The sequence below is a fragment of the Mycobacterium sp. E735 genome (assembly GCF_001666955.1).
Classification (GTDB): domain Bacteria; phylum Actinomycetota; class Actinomycetes; order Mycobacteriales; family Mycobacteriaceae; genus Mycobacterium.
Genome location: NZ_LZIX01000195.1, coordinates 15,214 through 33,757, shown reverse-complemented (window position 1 = coordinate 33,757; position 18,544 = coordinate 15,214). Strand labels below are relative to the sequence as shown.

The window sequence follows — 18,544 nt, the reverse complement described above, 5'->3', positions numbered from 1 at the left end:
GTCGAGGTGGCCCTGGTGGCCCGCGGGGTGCTGGAGGATTACGGCCTGGTCGCCTGGCCGAAGACGTCGGGGTCGCGAGGCTTTCACATCTACGCCCGGATAGCCCCGCGCTGGGAGTTCCGGCAGGTGCGGCTGGCCGCCCAGACCGTGGCCCGCGAGGTCGAGCGGCGGGTGCCCGACGCGGCGACCAGCCGCTGGTGGAAGGAGGAGCGCGAGGGGGTGTTCGTCGATTTCAACCAGAACGCCAAGGACCGCACGGTCGCGTCGGCGTACTCGGTCCGCGCGACCCCGGACGCACGGGTGTCGACGCCGCTGCTGTGGGAGGAAGTCGCCGGCTGCAGGCCAGAGGCGTTCACCATCGAGACCGTGCCCCGCCGGTTCGCCGACATGGGTGATCCGTGGGAGGGGATGGACGACGCGGTCGGCGACCTGGATCGGCTGCTGATGCTGGCCGAGGAGATGGGGCCGCCCGAGCGGGCGCCCAAAGGTTCGGGGACGCGCACCGAAAGCGGGCGGGTCTCGTCCAAGCCGCTCGTCGAGATCGCCCGCACCAAGACCAAGGACGAGGCGCTCGCCGCGCTGGACACCTGGCGCGGCCGCCACCCCGCAGCGGCGCGCCTGCTGAAGCCGGCAGACGTCCTGGTCGACGGCATGCGCGGGCCGAGTTCGATCTGGTATCGCATCCGGATCAACCTGCAGCACGTCCCCGCCGGCCAGCGACCGCCGCAGGAGGAGCTGATCGCCGACTACAGCCCCTGGGAAGGTTACGGGGGCAAGCAGAGGCCGTGAGGCTCCGCTACACCCCGACCCGCGCCACGGCGTTGCCTTTGCGCAGGTAGCAGTACCAGGTGACCACCAGCAGGGCCAGGAAGAACCCCACGTAAAACCGCAACGCCGGCTCGATGCTGCCGAACTGCGACCTCGACCAGGCGTAGGCCAGCGGCACGACGAACCCGCCGAAGGCGCCGACGGCCGAGATGACGCCGAGCGCCCCCGCCGCCTGGCGGCGCATGTGCACCATCGTTTCCGGGTCGCCGCCCGCGAGCTGACCCTTGATGACGAAGATCCGCGAGATCATCCGGTACGTCGAGCCGTTGCCGACGCCGGTCGCGACGAACAGGAACATGAAGCTGGCGAAGAACATCGGCAGGTTCTTGGCGTTCACCGACCACAGCGCGGCCGAGGCCCCCGCCGCGAGCATGACGAAGCTGGCGGCGGTGATGCGCGCCCCGCCCACCCGGTCGGCCAGCTTGCCGCCCAGGGGCCGGATGACCGAGCCGATACCGGCACCGAGGAACGCCCAGGTCAAGGCGATGTCGCCGCGGCCGAACACCGTCTTGAGCAGGGTCGGAAAGGCCGCCGAGTAGCCGATGAACGATCCGAACGTGCCGATGTAGAGCAGCGACATGACCCAGGTGTCGGGGTGCCGCAGCGACTGCCACACCGGCTTCACGTCCGCCTTCGCCTCCGACAGGTTGTTCATGAACAGGAATGCGCATACGGCGGCCACCACGGCCAGCGGCACGTAGAACAGCCCGGCGCGCGACAGCGCCACCCCGCCCCCGGCGACGACGATGGGCGGGATGATCTTCTGCACCACCGCGACGCCGATGTTGCCGCCGGCGGCGTTCAGGCCCAGCGCCCACCCCTTGTCCTTCTCCGGATAGAAGAAGGAGATGTTGGCCATCGACGAGGCGAAGTTGCCGCCGCCGAAGCCCGCGGTCGCGGCGATCGCGACCAGAACGCTGAACGAGAGCCCGGGATGCCCGACCGCCCAGGCCAGCAGCCCGCACGGGATCAGCAGCAACGCCGCCGAGATGGTGGTCCAGTTGCGGCCGCCGAAGATCGGCACCGCAAAGGTGTAGGGCAGGCGCAGGAACGCGCCGACCCCGCTGGGCACGGCGACCAGGCACAGGGCCTGGCTCGCGGTCAGCGCCCAGCCGGACGCGGACGGGTGGCCGTGCGGCCCCGCGGTCATCTGGACCACCACGATGCTCCACAACATCCACACGCTGAACCCGACGTGCTCGGCGAAGATCGAGAAGATCAGGTTGCGCCGGGCGATCGGCCTGCCCGTAGTCTCCCAGAACTCGGGGTCCTCGGGCCGCCAGTCGTCGATCCAGTGCCCGCCCCGGTGCGGCGGGCGCGTGGGCGCGGGCGCAAGGACGGTAGTCGTCGGCTCCGCGGAGGTCGTCGTAGTCACGCCCCGACGCTATGGAAGGTCTGTTACCGGCCTGCTTGGGCGCAGTTACGTCGGAGATACGTGGATCTCGCAACGGCCGGTCGCCGCTTGTCAGATCTTTTTGGCCGCCCGATGCGGGAGAATTGCCACATGCCGGCGACTGACCAGCCCCTGGGGCTGCGGGAACGCAAGAAGATCAAGACCCGCCATGCCCTGCGGCGCGAGGCGTTCCGCCTCTTCGACGCGAACGGCTACGCCGCCACCACCGTCGAGCAGATCGCCGAGGCCGCCGAGGTGTCGCCCAGCACATTCTTCCGGTACTTCGGATCCAAGGAGTCGCTGCTGCTGGCCGACGACCTCGATCCGCTGATACTGGCCGCGTTCGACGCCCAGCCGCCCGAACTGTCGCCCAGCCAGGCCATTCGGCGGGCCTACGCGACCACGATGGCCGGCCTGTCTGCCGAGCAGCTGGAGTTCGAGAACACCCGGCAACGGCTGATCTTCTCCATACCCGAGCTCAAGGCCGCCCTCTACGACGAGTACCACCGCACCGTGAACGTCATGGCGGAGGCGATCGGGCGCCGGATCGGCCGTGCTGCAAGCGATTTCGAAGTGCGGGTGTTCGTGGGTGCGATGGTCGGCGCCATGATGGCGGCGTACGACAGCGCGCCGAAGACGGCCGACACCATCTATCGGGCGCTGGACTTCCTGGACGCCGGCATGCCACTGGGCTGAGCGGGCAACCGCGCGGCGACGGGCGTCGCGGGCACCGGACGCGCTAATCTCACGCGATGCGACAGGGTTGGAATCGCCGGGGATTCTTGCAGCTCGCAGGGGCTGCGACGGTCGCCGCGGTCGCCGGGGCTCCCGCCGCGTGCTCGTCACGCAAGCCGTCGTCGGATGGCTCCGGCGGCAAATCGGTGACCATCGACCATCTCTTCGGTCAGACCGTGATCAAGGAACCGCCCAAGCGGGTGGTCAGCGCCGGCTACACCGAGCAGGACGACCTGCTCGCGGTCGGCGTGGTGCCCATCGCCGTCACCAACTGGTTCGGTGATCAGCCGTTCGCGGTGTGGCCGTGGGCCCAGCCGAAGCTCGGTGGGGCGCAGCCGGTGGTGCTGAACCTCGACAACGGGATTCCGGTCGACCAGATCGCCGGCCTCAAACCGGACCTGATCGTGGCCACCAACGCCGGGGTGGACGCCGACACCTATCAGAAGCTGTCCGCGATCGCCCCGACCGTTCCGCAGTCGGACGGCGACGCCTTCTTCGAGCCGTGGAAGGAGCAGGCCACCGCGATCGGCCGGGCGGTGTTTCAGGCCGACCAGATGAAGTCGCTGATCGACGCCGTCGACCAGAAGTTCACCGCCGTCGGCAAGGACCACCCGGCTTGGACGGGGAAGAAGGCGTTGCTGATGCAGGGCACACTCTGGCAGGGCACCGTCGTCGCGACCATGGCCGGCTGGCGCACGGACTTCCTGAACCAGATGGGGCTCGTGATCGCCGACAGCATCAGGCCTTTCGGCACGGACCACCGCGCGGTCATCCCGCGCGACCACGTCAAGGCGGTGCTCGACTCCGCCGACGTGATCATCTGGACCACCGAGAGCCCCGACGATCAGAAGGCGTTGCTCGCCGACCCCGACGTGGCCGCGTCCCAGGCGACCGCGCAGAGCCGGCACATTTTCACCACCAAGGATCAGGCCGGCGCGATCGCGTTCTCCTCGCCGCTGAGCTACCCGCTGGTGGCCGATCAGCTGCCCCCGCTGATCGGCAGAATCCTCGGTTAGACGCCGGCCGCGCCTGCGGCGTTTGAGCGTTTGCTAAGGCAGCTCTGGCAGTGTTCGAAAATCCGTCGCTCGCCCCTCGCCCGCTCCGAGCCGGCGGGGTTACCGTCGAGTAATGAGCGTGACGGACCTGGCGGGCAACGTGTCCAAGGACCTGCCGACCGAGTGGGTCGGCAACACGGTGCTGGACTTCGGCGACAGTGCGCTGATGCTGCAATGTGGCAGCACCGCCGAGGTATTGGCGTGGGCTGCGCAGTTGCGCGCCGCGGCGTTGCCGGGTGTCGTCGACGTCGTCCCCGCCGCCCGGACGGTCCTGGTCCGGCTTGACGGCCCCCGCTTCCAGGGCGTGATCCGTCAGCGGCTGCGCAAGATGCGAGTCACCGCCGGGGAGTCCGCCGAGCCGGATCGGCGTGCCGACGTGGTTATCGACGTCGCGTACGACGGACCCGACCTCGCAGAGGTCGCGGGTCACACCGGGCTGACCGTCGCGCAGGTGATCGAGGCCCACACGGGCGGACTGTGGCGCGTCGGATTCAGCGGGTTCGCACCGGGTTTCGCATATCTGGTCGACGGCGACGCGCGCCTGCGGGTGCCGCGTCGCTCGGAGCCCCGCACGTCGGTTCCGGCCGGCGCGGTCGGCCTGGCCGGGGAGTTCAGCGCCGTCTACCCGCGCCAGTCGCCGGGCGGCTGGCAGCTCATCGGCCGCACCGACGCGGTCCTGTGGGATCTCGAACGGCCCGAGCCGGCGCTGCTGACGCAGGGCATGTGGGTTCAGTTCCGGGCCGTCTGAGTTAAGGAGATCGTGGTGCCATCCCTGGAGATCCTTCGCACCGGACCGCTCGCCGTCGTCCAGGATCTGGGCCGGCCCGGGCTGGCCCACCTGGGAGTGAGCCGGTCGGGCGCCGCCGACCGGCGCGCGCACCAGCTGGCTAACCGGCTGGTGGCCAACCCCGGTGATCGCGCCACCGTCGAGGTGACGTTCGGCGGTTTCGCGGCCCGGGTGCGCGGCGGCGACATCGACATCGCGGTGACGGGCGCCGACACCGACCCGACCGTCGATGGAATCAAGTTCGGCACCAACAGCATTCAGCACGTCCGCGACGGCCAGGTGATCGCGCTCGGCGCGCCGCGTGCCGGGCTGCGGACCTACCTCGCGGTGCGGGGCGGCATCGCCGTGCAGCCGGTGTTGGGATCGCGCAGCTATGACGTGATGTCGGCCATCGGCCCCGCCCCACTGCGGGCTGGAGACCGGCTTCCCGTCGGCGAGCACACCCGCGACTACCCCGAACTCGACCAGGCCCCGGTGGCCGCGATCCCTGGCGACGCGGTCGAGCTGGGCGTGGTGCCCGGGCCGCGCGACGATTGGTTCGCCGACCCCGATGCTCTGGTGCACAACAATTGGGTCGCCTCCGACCGCAGCGACCGCGTGGGCATGCGATTGGTCGGCCGTCCCCTGCAGTACCGTTACCCGGACCGGCAGCTGCCCAGCGAGGGCACCACGCGTGGCGCAATTCAGGTACCGCCCAACGGATTACCCGTGATTCTTGGCCCCGACCACCCGGTGACCGGAGGTTACCCGGTGGTCGGCGTGGTGATCGACGAGGACATCGACAAGATCGCCCAGGTGCGTCCCGGGCAGTCGGTTCGCCTGCACTGGTCACGCCCGAGGGTGCTGGTGGCCGCCCAGGCGCCGGCCGCCGGCGCCGGCTGGCCGTTTTCCTGACCGTGATGTATTCCAGCTCACACAGAGCCGCGTGCCGGGCTCGAATCACCGCTAATCGGCGGTGATTTCGCGGCCTGACGCCCTACAGGTACTTACCAGATAACTGGTAATCAACTAACAGGCGATTCCGGGTCGTTTGAGTTGACCCATTCCCGCCCCGAATGTGAACATCGAAATGCACGGCGGGGCATGCCTCTTCATTCTCTGCGCCCAGATTTCCCCCCGCTGCGCCGGTGAGCGACGACACCTGGCGCGGATAAAGCCGAATGCGCCGGTGAGTGGGCCTGACGAGAGGGAAAGTTATGCACGCCAGGTTGCGCGGCACCATGAGCGCCGGCGGCGCCCCGTCAACCCAACGCGCACAGTCGGATTCATCGTTGACGAAAGGTGAGAATCGGATGGCCCGCAATCACCGCATCGCGGACTGGAATCCGGAAGACACGGCTGCCTGGGAGGCCGGCAACGCCAAGATCGCCCGCCGCAACCTGTTGTGCACCGTCGCAGGCGATCACGTCGCCTTCTCGATCTGGACGCTGTGGCCCGTCATGGCGCTGTTCATGCCCGAGCACGTCTACGGCTTCTCCGCCGGTGACAAGCTGCTGCTCGGCGCCGTCGCAACCCTGGTCGGCGGCCTGGCCCGGATCCCCTACACGCTGGGCATCGCCGCCTTCGGCGGCCGCAACTGGACCGCCTTCTCGGCGTTCGTGCTGCTGATCCCGACGGCAGGCACGATCGTGTTGTTGGCCAATCCCGGTCTGCCGCTGTGGCCGTTCGTGGTGTGCGCCGCGCTGACCGGGCTGGGCGGCGGCAACTACGCGGCCTCGCTCGCCAACGTCAACGCCTTCTACCCGCAGCGGCTCAAAGGGTCGGCGCTGGCCGTCAACGCCGGCGTCGGCAACCTCGGGGTGGCGGTGATCCAGCTCGTCGGGCTGTTGGTGCTCGCCACGGCGGGACACGAGGCGCCGTACTGGGTGTGCGCGGTCTACCTGGTGATGCTCGCGGCGGTCGGGGTCGCGGCGGCGCTCCTGATGGACAACGTCGGCCACGGCACCGAGCTCAACACGATGCGCTCGATCCTTTTCGAGCGCGACACCTACGTGATCTCGCTCCTCTACATCTGCACCTTCGGTTCCTGGATCGGGTTCGCGTTCGCCTTCGGCCAGGTGATGCAGGTCAACTTTCTGGCCAACGGCGAAACGGCCAAACACGCGGCGCTGCACGCCGCGCAGGTGGCCTTCATCGGGCCGCTGCTGGGCTCTCTGGCCCGGATCTACGGCGGCCGGTTGGCCGACCGCAAGGGCGGCAGCCGGGTCACGCTCGGTGTGCTCGCCGGCATGACTTTGGCCGCCGGATTGCTCGTCGTCATCAGCACGTTCGACGACCACAACGGCGGGGGTCGCTCGACCAGCATGGTCGGCTACGTCGCCGGGTTCATGGTGCTGTTCGTCCTGTCCGGGATGGGCAACGGCTCGGTGTTCAAGCTCATCCCGTCGGTCTACGAGGCGCGCAGCCGGGAGCTCGCGATGGGTGAGGCGGAGCGCAGGCACTGGGCGCGCGCCAGGGCGGGATCGCTGATCGGCGTCTGCTCGGCGGTCGGCGCGCTCGGCGGCGTGGGCATCAACCTCGCGCTGCGCCAGTCCTACCTCGCCACCGGGACGGAGACGTCCGCGTATTGGGCGTTCCTCGGTTCCTACGTGGTGGCCGGACTCGTCACCTGGCTGGTGTACGCGCGCCGTCCGGCGCTGCCCGTCGACGCGGGCAGTGAGACGGCAGCCGCGCTGGCCCGCGTGTGAGCGCAGCCTCATTGTGGGCAATGCGCAAGCAATTGCCGGGTAACGCAACGGAAATCTGACAGGCATACACAGGAAATATGGGCCAGCCCGACTCCCCGCCGCTGACGGGTTACCGCATCGCGGTGACCTCGAGTCGGCGTTCCGAGGAGCTTTGCGCGCTGCTCAGCCGCCAAGGCGCCGAGGTGTGCAGCGCGCCGGCGATCAACATGATCGCCCTGCCCGACGATGACGAACTGCACAGAAACACCGAGGCGTTGATCGCCGAGCCGCCCGACATCTTGGTCGCGCACACCGGCATCGGGTTCCGCGGCTGGCTGGCCGCGGCCGAAGGCTGGGGGTTGGTCAGCCCGCTGCTCGACGCTTTGTCGAACGCGCGGATCGTCTCGCGCGGCCCGAAGGCTACCGGGGCGCTGCGCGCCGCGGGCCTGCACGAGGAATGGTCACCGGATTCCGAATCCTCGCAGGAAGTGCTGGAATACCTGCAGAAGTCGGGGGTATCGGGGGCGCGGGTGGCGGTCCAACTGCACGGCGCCGCCGATGCGTGGGATCCCTTCCCGGAGTTTCTAGGCGGCCTGCGGCTGGCGGGGGCCGACGTCGTGCCCGTCCGGGTGTACCGGTGGAAGCCAACACCGTTGGGCGGCACGTTCGATCAGCTCGTGATGGGGATCGCGGGCCGGCAGTTCGACGCGGTCACCTTCACGTCGGCGCCCGCGGCCGCGGCCGTGCTGGAGCGCAGCCGCGAGCTCGACGTCGAAGACCAACTGCTGGGGGCCCTGCGCACCGACGTGCACGCGATGTGCGTCGGCCCGGTGACCTCCAAACCGTTGATCCGAAAGGGCGTGCCGACGTCATCGCCGGAGCGAATGCGATTGGGCGCCTTGGCCCGTCATGTCGCCGAGGAACTCCCGCTGCTGGGTTCGTGCACTGTGCGGGCGGCCGGCCACACGGTCGACATCCGCGGCACCTGCGTGCTGGTGGACGGCGCGATCAAGGTGCTCTCGCCCTCCGGCATGGGGATATTGCGGGCGCTGGCGAAACGCCCCGGCGACGTCGTCCCGCGGGCCGACCTGTTACGCGCGCTGCCGGGCAGCAGCAACGACCCGCACGCAGTCGACACCGCAGTGCTGCGGCTGCGAACGGCTTTGGGCGACAAGAACATCATCGCGACGGTGGTCAAGCGCGGCTACCGGCTCGCCACCGAACAACGGGCTGACTCCGCATGGCGCTGATCCTGGTTGCGCACGGCACCCGCAGGCCCGAGGGCGTGGCCATGGTCGAAGGCCTTGCCGCGCAAGCGAGTTCGCTGATCGGGCGGCCCGTGGAGGTCGCGTTCGTCGACGTGTTGGGGCCCACCCCCAGCGAGGTGCTGTCGCGGGCGCGGGCCACGGGCCGGCCCGCCATCGTGCTGCCGGCGTTCTTGTCGCGCGGTTATCATGTCCGCGCGGACCTACCGGCCCACGTCGAGCTCAGTGGGCACCCGAACGCCGTGGTCACACCGGCACTGGGCCCCAGCGGTCAAGTCGCCCGAATCGTCGGGGATCAACTGGTCAAATGTGGTTGGCGCCCAGGCGATTCGGTGATCCTTGCGGCGGCGGGCACATCGGACACCCGCGCGCGCGCCGACCTGCACACCACCGCGACGCTGGTGTCGGCGCTGACCGGGGCACGGGTGAGCCTGGCGTTTGCGTCGACGGGGGATCCGCGGCTGCCCGAGGCGGTGGACGAGGCGCGGCGCCGGGCGCGCAGCAGCGATGCGCGCGTCGTGGTCGCCTCGTACCTGCTGGCCGACGGCCTCTTCCAGGAACGGCTGCACGCCTGCGGCGCCGACCTGGTCAGCCAGCCGCTGGGCACCCATCCCGGCCTCGCCCGCCTGATCGCCAATCGCTTCCGCCGGGCCATGCCACCGGCCCTCGCCCGCACCCCCCGGCACGCGTCGCGCCGGTCCGGCGCGCAGCGCTTGGTTCACGACCGGGTCATGTGGCCGAATTCCGCAGCCTGAGAATGGCCTGACCGCGTCGGCCACGGGCGCGCCGACGACCGGCGACGCTTGATCTTTGGTCCGATACCGGCGATCCTGGCACCATGCCCCGTCGCGAAGAGCCGTCGCGAGGGCTCCTTGACCCGGTCGCCAAGATGCTGCGGTTGCCCTTCGGCACACCGGAATTCATCGACAAAATCGTCACCGGCGGGGTCAACCAGGTGGGCCGGCAAACGTTGCGCATGCTGATCACCACGTGGGACGCGGCGGGCGGCGGCCCCTTCGCCGCCAGCGCGATAGCGTCCACCGGCATGGCCAAGACCGCCGAGACCGTGCAAAGCATGTTCGTCGGCCCGGTTTTCGGCCCCCTGCTGAAACTGCTTGGGGCGGATAAGGCCGCCACCCGGGCATCGCTGTGCGCCTCGCAGCTCGTGGGCCTCGGCATCATGCGCTACGGCATCCGCTCCGAGCCGCTGCACTCGATGTCGGTCGACGCGATCGTCGACGCCATCGGCCCGACGATGCAGCGCTACCTCGTCGGCGACATCACCCGCTAGGCGGCGATCCGACCGACCTGGACGAAGCCGTCGGCGGTGACGCGCGCCGGGTACACCGGCACCGAATAGTTCGGATCATCTAGGCAGGTACCGTCTTCCAGCGAGAAGGCCTGCTTGAGGATCGGCGATTGCACCGCCACGCGGCCGCCGCGGTCCCCGACGATTCCACGCGAGAGCACCGCCGCGCCGGAGAACGGGTCCACGTTGCCCACGGCGTACACCTCGCCATCGTCCAGCCGGAACAACGCGGCCTGGGAGCCGTCGTCGAGCAGCACGCCGACCCCACGACCCGGGATCAGGCGGTCGTACTCGCAGGCCGTGGTCCATACCTGAATGTCGTTGAGAAGTGTCATGATTGTTCTCCAGCTCCCGTACGGATCTTCGGCATCCCAATGGACACAGGGATTTTGCGACCGGCGTGTTCGGTGAATTCCACCGTCGAGTCGACGACGTCCGGGGCGTTGACGAACGAGACGAAGCGCGACAGCTTGTCCGGGTCGTCGAGCACGCCCTTCCATTCACACTTGTAGTTCTCCACGTGCCGCTCCATCGCGGCCTCGAATTCCCCGGCCAGCCCCAGCGAGTCCTCGCACACGACCTCGCGGACGTGGTCGAGCCCGCCCTCGAGCGAATCGACCCAGGGCGCCGTGCGCTGCAGCCGGTCGGCGGTCCGGATGTAGTACATGACGAACCGGTCGACGTAGCGGACCAGCGTCTCGGTGTCCAGGTCGCTGGCCAGCAGCTGGGCGTGCTTGGGCGTCATCCCGCCGTTGCCGCCGACGTAGAGGTTCCAGCCCTTTTCGGTGGCGATGACGCCGACGTCCTTGGAGCGCGCCTCGGCACACTCCCGCGCGCAGCCCGAGACGCCCATCTTGATCTTGTGCGGCGCCCGCAGACCCCGGTACCGCAGCTCCAGGTCGATGGCCAACTGCACCGAATCCTGCTGGCCGTAGCGGCACCAGTCGGTGCCGACGCAGCTCTTCACCGTGCGCAGCGCCTTGCCGTAGGCGTGGCCGGACTCCATGCCACCATCGACCAGCCGGCGCCAGATCTCCGGCAACTGGTCCACCCGGGCGCCGAACATGTCGATCCGCTGGCCGCCGGTGATCTTGGTGTAGAGCCCGAAGTCCTGGGCGATCTGGCCGATCAGGATCAGATGCTCGGGCTTGATGTCGCCACCGGGAACCCGCGGCACCACCGAGTAGCTGCCATTCTTCTGGATGTTGGCCAGGAAGTGGTCGTTCGAATCCTGCAGCGAGGCCTGCTCACCCTCGAGGATGTGGTCCGAGCCGGTGGACGCCAGGATGGACGCGACCACGGGTTTGCAGATGTCGCAACCCTTTCCGCGTCCGAAGCGCTCCAGCAGGCCGGAAAAGGTGCGGATCTCGGTGGCCGAGATGATCTCGAAGAGCTCGGCCCGCGACTGGCTGAAGTGCTCGCACAGCGCCTTGGACTGTTCCACGCCCTCGGCTTCCAGCAGCTGCTTGAGCAGCGGCACGCATGACCCACACGAGGTGCCGGCCGCGGTGCACGACTTCAGCGACGGCACGTCGGCGCAGCCGTCGGCGATCGCGCACTTCAGGTCGCCCTTGGTGACGTTGTTGCACGAGCAGATCTGCGCGGAATCCGGCAGCGCGCCGACCCCGAGCGCCGGCGCCTCGCCGGATACCGGCGCGATCAGTGCGAGCGGATCGCCGGGCAACTCGCTGCCGACCATCGGCCGCAGCACCCCGTACGCCGAGGCGTCGCCCACCAGGACCCCGCCGAGCAGGGTCTTCGCGTCGTCGGACAACACCAGCTTGGCGTAGGTCCGCTTGACCGCGTCGTTGATCGCGACCTCGAGGCAGTTCTCGGTGACCCCCATCGCGTCGCCGAAGCTTGCGACGTCGACGCCGAGCAGCTTGAGCTTGGTCGACAGGTCGGCCTCGCCGAACTCGGCGGCACCGTCCAGCAGGCGATCGGCCACCACCTCGGCGGAGGTGTAGCCGGGACCCACCAGGCCGTAACAGCGACCCTGGATCGCGGCGACCTCGCCGACCGCGTAGATGTCCGGATCGCTTGTGCGGCATGCCAAGTCGGTGAGCACACCGCCGCGTTCGGCAAGCTCCAAGCCCGCCGCCCTGGCCAGTTCGTCGCGCGGCCGGATGCCGGCCGCGAAGATGACCAGCCCGGCGTCGATGACCTCGCCGTCGGTCAGGCGCACCCGCACCGACGACACCCCGTCCGAGTGGTCGATCGCCTCGATCGATTCGGTACCGGTGCCCACATGGACCGCGATGCCCAGCTCACCGATCATCTTGGCCAGCAAGGCGCCGCCGCCCTCGTCGATCTGCTGGGCCATCAACCGCGGCATCATCTCGACGACGTGCGTCCGCAAGCCGAACTGGCGCAGCGCATTAGCGGCTTCCAGACCCAGCAGGCCGCCGCCGATCACCACGCCCGCGGGGGCGCGACCGGCGTCTACCGTCCGCTGGGCGTCGGCCCGGATGGCGTCGAGGTCGTCCAGCGTGCGGTATACGTGGCACGCCGGCAGGTCGTGGCCCGGCACCGGCGGGACGAAAGCATACGACCCGGTGGCCAGCACCAGCGTGTCGTAGCCGTGCCGCTGCCCGTCGGCCGTCACCACCGCCTTCGCGTCGCGGTCGATTTCGGTAACGCGAGCATTCAGTACCAATCGAACCTGTTCGTCACCCGCGTAGTCGTTGCCCGGCAGCGCCAGCAGCTTGCGGTCCCAGCTTTCGGTGTACGAGGTCAGCCCGACGCGGTCGTAAGCCGCGTCCGCCTCCTCGGCGAAAACCGTGATACGCCACAATCCTTCGGTGTCGCGCGCGCGGAGCGCCTCGACCAGCCGGTGCCCCACCATGCCGTGCCCGACTACGACAATGTGACGGCCCGCACAGTGCGCGCGCGAAATCCCGTCTGCAGCCATGGCTTTGAGATTAGCGGCCGGAAATTACCGCGATTTCGCTCAATGTGACGGTCCTATGACGAGGATCTCACAACTCACAGGGGGCCTTGTGAATATTCGTTCGCCCACGGCGAACGCCTAGGTGGAACTTTAGCGTGGTCGACTCATGTTTCCTCTTGTAGCCGGCCAGAAGGGCGCCGGACACAGCAAACCCACAACAAAGCTCAAGGAAGCACAAGGAGATCGCCATGAGTAACGTCGCATTGTGGTCGCGGCCAGCCTGGAACACCGACCGGTGGTTGCGCGACTTTTTCGGCCCCGCCGCCGCATCGGATTGGTACAAGCCGGTGACCAGCGGTTTCAACCCCGCCGCGGAGATCGTCAAGGACGGCGAGGACGCGATCGTACGGGTCGAACTCCCCGGCGTTGACGTCGAGAAGGACGTCAACGTGGAGGTGGACCGCGGCCGCCTCGTCATCCACGGCGAACGCCGGGATGAGCACTCTGAGGAGAAGGACGGGCGCACCCTGCGCGAGGTCCGGTACGGCTCCTTCCGCCGGTCCTTCGCCCTGCCCGCCCACGTCACGGGAGACGCGATCACGGCTTCCTACGACGCCGGGGTCCTCACCGTGCGGGTCACCGGCGCCTACGCCGGCAGCCAGGCGCAGCGCATCGAGATCACCAAGTAAAAAGTAGGCAACGAGCCGGCGGGGTCAGTGGCCCCGCCGGATTCGCTTGCGCCACAGCGTGTTCGGCGCGGATCAGCCCCAGCGGGCCAGCAGTTCCTTCGCCCGGCCGCCCAGCGCGGCCTGGAAGAACGGGCCGAAGCTGATTCGCGCCACGCCCAGCGGCCCGAACGTCGACGGGTCGTCCTGGTCGGGCAGCGCGATCGCGTTGACCGGCAGCGGCAGCTCTGCGGCCAAGCGGCGCAAGGTATCCGGGTCGTGGCGACCGACCGGGTACAACACGTCGGCGCCCGCGTCCGCCGCCTGGGTCAGCCGCGCGACGGCCCTGTCGACCCGGTCCGACGCGTCACCGTCCTGGCGCAGGAACAGGTCCGTGCGGGCGTTGATCACGACGTGCACCCCGGCCGCGTCGGCGGCCGACCGCAACGCCCCCACCAGTTCGGCGTGCTCGCCGGCGGACCGCAGCCGCTTGCCCTCGGAGTGCACGGTGTCCTCGATGTTGAGGCCGACCGCGCCGACGCCCAGCAGGCCGTCGATCAGGCGCTCGGCGGCGAGCCCGTAGCCGGATTCGACGTCGACCGACACCGGGGCGTCGACCGCGTCGGTGATCTGAGAGACGCGCGTCAGCACGTCGTCGAACGACATGCCCTCCCCGTCCGGTTTGCCGATCGAGTCCGCCAGTGGGTGGCTGCCCACCGTCAGGGCGGCGAAACCCGCGTCGACTGCGAGGCGGGCCGACCACGCGTCCCACACGGTCGGCAGGATCACCGGGTCGCCGGGCCGATGCAGAGCGAGCAGCGCCGTGGCCCGCTCGGCGACGGTTTGACCGCTCATGAGGTGTTTGCTCCTCGATCGCCCGAAGTGTTCCGTCTGACATCAAGGCTGTGCGGTGGATAGTATTCGGAAGCGTACTGTGATCCGTAACACCGTCTGCCCGAGGAGATCCGTTGAGCACCACGACTGAACTCGCCGAACTTCACGACCTGATCGGCGGCCTGCGGAGGTGCGTGGGCTCGTTGAAGAGTCGATACGGCGACAGCCCGGCGATGCGGCGGATCGTGATCGATGCCGACCGGATCCTCTCCGACGTCGAACTGCTCGACACCGACGTGTCCGAATTGGACTTGGCGCGCGCCACCGTGCAGCAGTCCGGCGAGAAGATCGTCATTCCCGACACCCAGTACGACAGCGACTTCTGGCGCGATGTCGACGACGAGGGTGTCGGGGGTCACAGCAGGTCCTGACAACCGCGGACAACCCAAGCCCCCCGGAAATGAGGGGGTGCTCTCTGTGTACCCTTCGACCAACAGCCCGTTCGAAGAGGAACACTAGATGAGCGCACCCACGGCGAACCGTCCTGCGTCAGGTGTCTTTTCACCCGCGCGCGCCCGCATCCCGCAACGCACCCTACGCACCGACCGGTGGTGGATGTCGCCGCTGCGGATCGACTTGGGCTTCGCCGCCTTCCTCATCTACGCGACCGCGCGCGCGTTCCAGCAGGATTACTTCTTCGTCCCCAAGTACCACTACCTGACGCCGTTCTACTCACCCTGCGTGAGCAAGGCCTGCGGCGAGGCCGGCGACTTCTGGCCCCAGATCTTGCCCGACGTGTGGTGGTTGCCGTACGCGGCGCTGACCCTGCCGTTCCTGCTGCTGTTCCGGCTCACCTGCTATTACTACCGCGGCGCCTACTACCGGACGGTGTGGCAGTCCCCCAGCGCCTGCGCGGTGGCCGAGCCGCGTGTCCACTACACCGGCGAGACCAGGTTCCCCCTGATCGTCCAGAACAGCCACCGGTACTTCTTCTACATCGCCGGCATCATCTCGGTGATCAACACCTACGACGCGATCATCGGTTTCCACTCCGACTCGGGCCCGCACGGCTTCGGGTTCGGCCTCGGCAACCTGATCATGGTGGGCAACGTCATCATGCTGTGGGTCTACACGCTGTCCTGCCATTCCTGCCGGCACGTCACCGGCGGGCGGCTCAAGCACTTCTCCAAGCACCCTGTGCGGTACTGGATCTGGACCCAGGTCAGCAAGATCAACACCCGGCACAAGCTGTACGCCTGGGTCACGCTGGGCACCCTGATGCTCACCGACTTCTACATCGCGCTGGTGGCCAGCAACACCATCCCTGACCTGAGATTTGTTGGCTGAGAAGCCATTCGAACAACAATTCCGGACTTAGCTAGCGAGGGTTTTCATGGTTGAGGTCGAGCGGCATGGCTACGACGTAGTCGTCATCGGCGCCGGCGGCGCGGGGCTGCGCGCGGTCATCGAGGCGCGGGAACGCGGCCTCAAGGTCGCGGTGGTGTGCAAGTCGCTGTTCGGCAAGGCCCACACGGTGATGGCCGAGGGCGGGTGCGCGGCGTCGATGGGCAACACCAACCCCAAGGACAACTGGAAGACCCACTTCGGCGACACGATGCGCGGTGGGAAGTTCCTCAACAACTGGCGGATGGCCGAGCTGCACGCCAAGGAGGCGCCGGACCGCGTCTGGGAGCTGGAAACCTATGGGGCGCTGTTCGATCGCCTCAAGGACGGCAAGATCAGCCAGCGCAACTTCGGCGGGCACACCTACCCGCGCCTGGCGCACGTCGGTGACCGCACCGGCCTGGAGCTGATCCGGACCATGCAGCAGAAGATCGTCTCGCTGCAGCAGGAGGATTTCGCCGAGCTCGGCGACTACGAGGCGCGGATCAAGGTGTTCGCCGAGTGCACCATCACCGAACTGGTCAAGGACGGTGACGCGATCGCCGGCGCGTTCGGCTACTGGCGCGAGACGGGTCAGTTCGTCCTGTTCGAGGCGCCCGCGGTGGTGCTCGCCACCGGCGGCATCGGCAAGTCGTTCAAGGTCACCTCGAACTCGTGGGAGTACACCGGCGACGGGCACGCGCTGGCGCTGCGGGCGGGTGCGTCGCTGATCAACATGGAGTTCGTCCAGTTCCACCCGACGGGCATGGTGTGGCCGCCCAGCGTGAAGGGGATCCTCGTCACCGAGGGCGTCCGCGGTGACGGCGGGGTGCTGAAGAACTCCGACAACAAGCGGTTCATGTTCGACTACATCCCACCGGTGTTCAAGGGCCAGTACGCCGAGACCGAACAAGAGGCCGACCAGTGGCTCAAGGACAACGACTCGGCCCGCCGCACCCCCGACCTGCTGCCCCGCGATGAGGTCGCGCGCGCGATCAACTCGGAGGTCAAGGCCGGCCGCGGCAGCCCGCACGGCGGCGTGTTCCTCGACATCGCGTCCCGGCTGACGCCCGAGGAGATCAAGCGGCGCCTGCCGTCGATGTACCACCAGTTCAAGGAGCTGGCCGGCGTCGACATCACCAAGGAGCCGATGGAAGTCGGGCCCACCTGCCACTACGTGATGGGCGGCGTCGAGGTCGACGCCGACACCGGCGCGGCCACCGTGCCGGGCCTGTTCGCCGCGGGCGAGTGCTCCGGCGGCATGCACGGCTCCAACCGCCTGGGCGGCAACTCGCTTTCGGACCTGCTGGTCTTCGGCCGGCGCGCCGGCCTGGGCGCGGCCGACTACGTGCGGGCGCTGAGCAGCCGTCCGACGATCTCGGCCGAGGCCGTCGAGACCGCGGCGCAGCGGGCGCTGTCCCCCTTCGAGGCACCGCCCAACGGCGCCCCGGCGGAGAACCCCTACACGCTGCAGCTCGAGCTGCAGCAGTCGATGAACGACCTGGTCGGCATCATCCGCAAGGCGGACGAGGTGTCCGAGGCGCTGGCCCGGCTCGACAATCTGCGCGAGCGGTTCAAGAACCTGCACGTGGACGGCGGACGGCGGTACAACCCGGGCTGGAACCTGGCCATCGACCTGCGCAACATGCTGCTGGTCAGCGAGTGCGTCGCCAAGGCGGCGCTGGAGCGCACCGAAAGCCGCGGCGGCCACACCCGCGACGACCATCCGTCGATGGATTCGTCGTGGCGCAAGGTGCTGCTGGTCTGCCAGGCCGCCGGCGGCGACGAGGTGATCCCGGACATCAGCATCACCCGCAAGGATCAGGTGCCGATGCGATCCGATCTGCTGGAGCTCTTCGAGATCTCCGAGCTGGAGAAGTACTACACCGACGATGAGCTGGCCGAGCATCCAGGACGGAGAGGCTAATGACCTACAACGCGACCATGCGTGTGTGGCGCGGTGACGATGCCGACGGCGCGCTGCAGGACTTCACGGTGGAGGTCAACGAGGGCGAGGTGGTGCTCGACATCATCCATCGCCTGCAACAGACCCAGACGCCCGACCTCGCGGTGCGGTGGAACTGCAAGGCGGGCAAGTGCGGTTCCTGCTCGGCGGAGATCAACGGCGTCCCGCGGTTGCTGTGCATGACCCGGATGTCGACATTCGCCGAGGACGAGGTGGTGACGGTGACGCCGCTGCGGACGTTCCCGGTGATCCGCGACCTGGTCACCGACGTCTCCTTCAACTACGAGAAGGCCCGCGAGATCCCCGCCTTCGCGCCGCCGAAGGATCTGCAGCCCGGCGAGTACCGGATGGCCCAGGAGGACGTGCAGCGCTCGCAGGAATTCCGTAAGTGCATCGAGTGCTTCCTGTGCCAGAACGTGTGCCACGTGGTCCGCGACCACGAGGAGAACAAGAAGGCGTTCGCCGGACCGCGCTTCCTGATGCGGATCGCCGAACTCGAGATGCATCCGCTGGACACGATGGACCGGCGCAACCAGGCGCAGGAGCAACACGGCCTCGGCTACTGCAACATCACCAAGTGCTGCACCGAGGTCTGCCCCGAGAACATCAAGATCACCGACAACGCGCTGATCCCGATGAAAGAGCGGGTCGCCGACCGCAAATACGACCCGGTGGTGTGGCTGGGCAACAAGCTGTTCCGGCGCTGACCGGGCGTTAGCCCGTCCGAGGCGCCGGGTACCCGCATAGCAACCCAACCTGAAGGCAGCG

18 protein-coding genes are annotated in these 18,544 nt (G+C 68.4%); 14 read left to right on the top strand and 4 right to left on the bottom strand.

Annotated elements, in window-relative coordinates; genetic code table 11:
- The coding region (locus A5704_RS15470; protein ID WP_369828463.1) for a DNA primase small subunit domain-containing protein at nt 1-789 on the top strand (789 nt) is incomplete at its 5' end.
- 7 nt (nt 790-796) lie between these two features.
- Here A5704_RS15470 and A5704_RS15465 read toward each other — a convergent pair.
- Nucleotides 797-2,203, bottom strand: coding sequence for an MFS transporter (locus tag A5704_RS15465; protein ID WP_067749778.1), 1,407 nt, complete (start codon nt 2,201-2,203; stop codon nt 797-799).
- A gap of 129 nt (nt 2,204-2,332) precedes the next feature.
- Between A5704_RS15465 and A5704_RS15460 the strand changes: the two genes are divergently transcribed.
- The 8 genes from A5704_RS15460 to A5704_RS15425 all read left to right on the top strand — a co-directional run bounded on the left by A5704_RS15460 (nt 2,333) and on the right by A5704_RS15425 (nt 10,020).
- The gene (locus tag A5704_RS15460; RefSeq protein WP_067749776.1) at nt 2,333-2,917 is read left to right on the top strand and encodes a TetR family transcriptional regulator; all 585 of its coding nucleotides are present in this window, start codon (nt 2,333-2,335) and stop codon (nt 2,915-2,917) included.
- Nucleotides 2,918-2,973: 56 nt separating this feature from the next.
- Nucleotides 2,974-3,972, top strand: a complete 999-nt coding sequence (locus tag A5704_RS15455; protein ID WP_067749774.1) for an ABC transporter substrate-binding protein — start codon at nt 2,974-2,976, stop codon at nt 3,970-3,972.
- A gap of 112 nt (nt 3,973-4,084) precedes the next feature.
- Nucleotides 4,085-4,759: an allophanate hydrolase subunit 1 gene (locus A5704_RS15450; RefSeq protein WP_067749772.1), complete on the top strand. Its 675-nt coding sequence runs from the start codon at nt 4,085-4,087 to the stop codon at nt 4,757-4,759.
- A gap of 15 nt (nt 4,760-4,774) precedes the next feature.
- Nucleotides 4,775-5,692, top strand: a complete 918-nt coding sequence (locus A5704_RS15445) for a 5-oxoprolinase/urea amidolyase family protein (RefSeq protein WP_067749780.1) — start codon at nt 4,775-4,777, stop codon at nt 5,690-5,692.
- A gap of 398 nt (nt 5,693-6,090) precedes the next feature.
- Nucleotides 6,091-7,485 carry an MFS transporter gene (locus A5704_RS15440; protein WP_067749769.1) on the top strand — a complete coding sequence of 465 codons (1,395 nt, stop codon included), beginning with the start codon at nt 6,091-6,093 and terminating at the stop codon, nt 7,483-7,485.
- A 77-nt stretch (nt 7,486-7,562) separates the two neighbouring features.
- Nucleotides 7,563-8,714: a uroporphyrinogen-III synthase gene (locus A5704_RS15435; protein WP_067749766.1), complete on the top strand. Its 1,152-nt coding sequence runs from the start codon at nt 7,563-7,565 to the stop codon at nt 8,712-8,714.
- A complete protein-coding gene (locus A5704_RS15430) occupies nt 8,705-9,484 on the top strand; it encodes a sirohydrochlorin chelatase (RefSeq protein WP_067889753.1) in 780 nt (259 codons plus the stop codon). Before A5704_RS15435 ends, A5704_RS15430 begins: the two co-directional genes overlap by 10 nt.
- A gap of 83 nt (nt 9,485-9,567) precedes the next feature.
- On the top strand, nt 9,568-10,020 hold the full coding sequence (locus tag A5704_RS15425; RefSeq protein ID WP_067749762.1) for a hypothetical protein: 453 nt from the start codon (nt 9,568-9,570) through the stop codon (nt 10,018-10,020).
- Here A5704_RS15425 and nirD read toward each other — a convergent pair.
- Both nirD and nirB read right to left on the bottom strand, forming a co-directional pair.
- The gene (nirD, locus tag A5704_RS15420; RefSeq protein WP_067749760.1) at nt 10,017-10,373 is read right to left on the bottom strand and encodes a nitrite reductase small subunit NirD; all 357 of its coding nucleotides are present in this window, start codon (nt 10,371-10,373) and stop codon (nt 10,017-10,019) included. The two genes, A5704_RS15425 and nirD, sit on opposite strands and share 4 nt — an antisense overlap.
- Nucleotides 10,370-12,949 (bottom strand): nitrite reductase large subunit NirB, encoded by a 2,580-nt coding sequence (nirB, locus tag A5704_RS15415; RefSeq protein WP_082954877.1) that lies wholly within the window; start codon nt 12,947-12,949, stop codon nt 10,370-10,372. The genes nirD and nirB overlap by 4 nt, the downstream gene beginning before the upstream one ends.
- Before the next feature lie 227 nt (nt 12,950-13,176).
- Here nirB and A5704_RS15410 point away from each other — a divergent pair, with 227 nt between their 5' ends.
- Entirely contained in the window at nt 13,177-13,617 is a 441-nt protein-coding gene (locus A5704_RS15410) for an Hsp20 family protein (RefSeq protein ID WP_067749755.1), read from the top strand.
- 72 nt (nt 13,618-13,689) lie between these two features.
- Here the strand turns inward: A5704_RS15410 and A5704_RS15405 are convergent, their stop codons facing one another.
- The gene (locus tag A5704_RS15405) at nt 13,690-14,448 is read right to left on the bottom strand and encodes an isocitrate lyase/phosphoenolpyruvate mutase family protein (protein ID WP_067749753.1); all 759 of its coding nucleotides are present in this window, start codon (nt 14,446-14,448) and stop codon (nt 13,690-13,692) included.
- A 113-nt stretch (nt 14,449-14,561) separates the two neighbouring features.
- Between A5704_RS15405 and A5704_RS15400 the strand changes: the two genes are divergently transcribed.
- The 4 genes from A5704_RS15400 to A5704_RS15385 all read left to right on the top strand — a co-directional run bounded on the left by A5704_RS15400 (nt 14,562) and on the right by A5704_RS15385 (nt 18,483).
- Entirely contained in the window at nt 14,562-14,858 is a 297-nt protein-coding gene (locus tag A5704_RS15400; protein ID WP_067749751.1) for a hypothetical protein, read from the top strand.
- 88 nt (nt 14,859-14,946) lie between these two features.
- Nucleotides 14,947-15,774, top strand: coding sequence for a hypothetical protein (locus A5704_RS15395; protein WP_067749748.1), 828 nt, complete (start codon nt 14,947-14,949; stop codon nt 15,772-15,774).
- A 46-nt stretch (nt 15,775-15,820) separates the two neighbouring features.
- Entirely contained in the window at nt 15,821-17,737 is a 1,917-nt protein-coding gene (locus A5704_RS15390) for a fumarate reductase/succinate dehydrogenase flavoprotein subunit (RefSeq protein WP_067749746.1), read from the top strand.
- Nucleotides 17,737-18,483 carry a succinate dehydrogenase/fumarate reductase iron-sulfur subunit gene (locus A5704_RS15385; RefSeq protein ID WP_067749744.1) on the top strand — a complete coding sequence of 249 codons (747 nt, stop codon included), beginning with the start codon at nt 17,737-17,739 and terminating at the stop codon, nt 18,481-18,483. The genes A5704_RS15390 and A5704_RS15385 overlap by 1 nt, the downstream gene beginning before the upstream one ends.
- Nucleotides 18,484-18,544 lie beyond the last annotated feature (61 nt).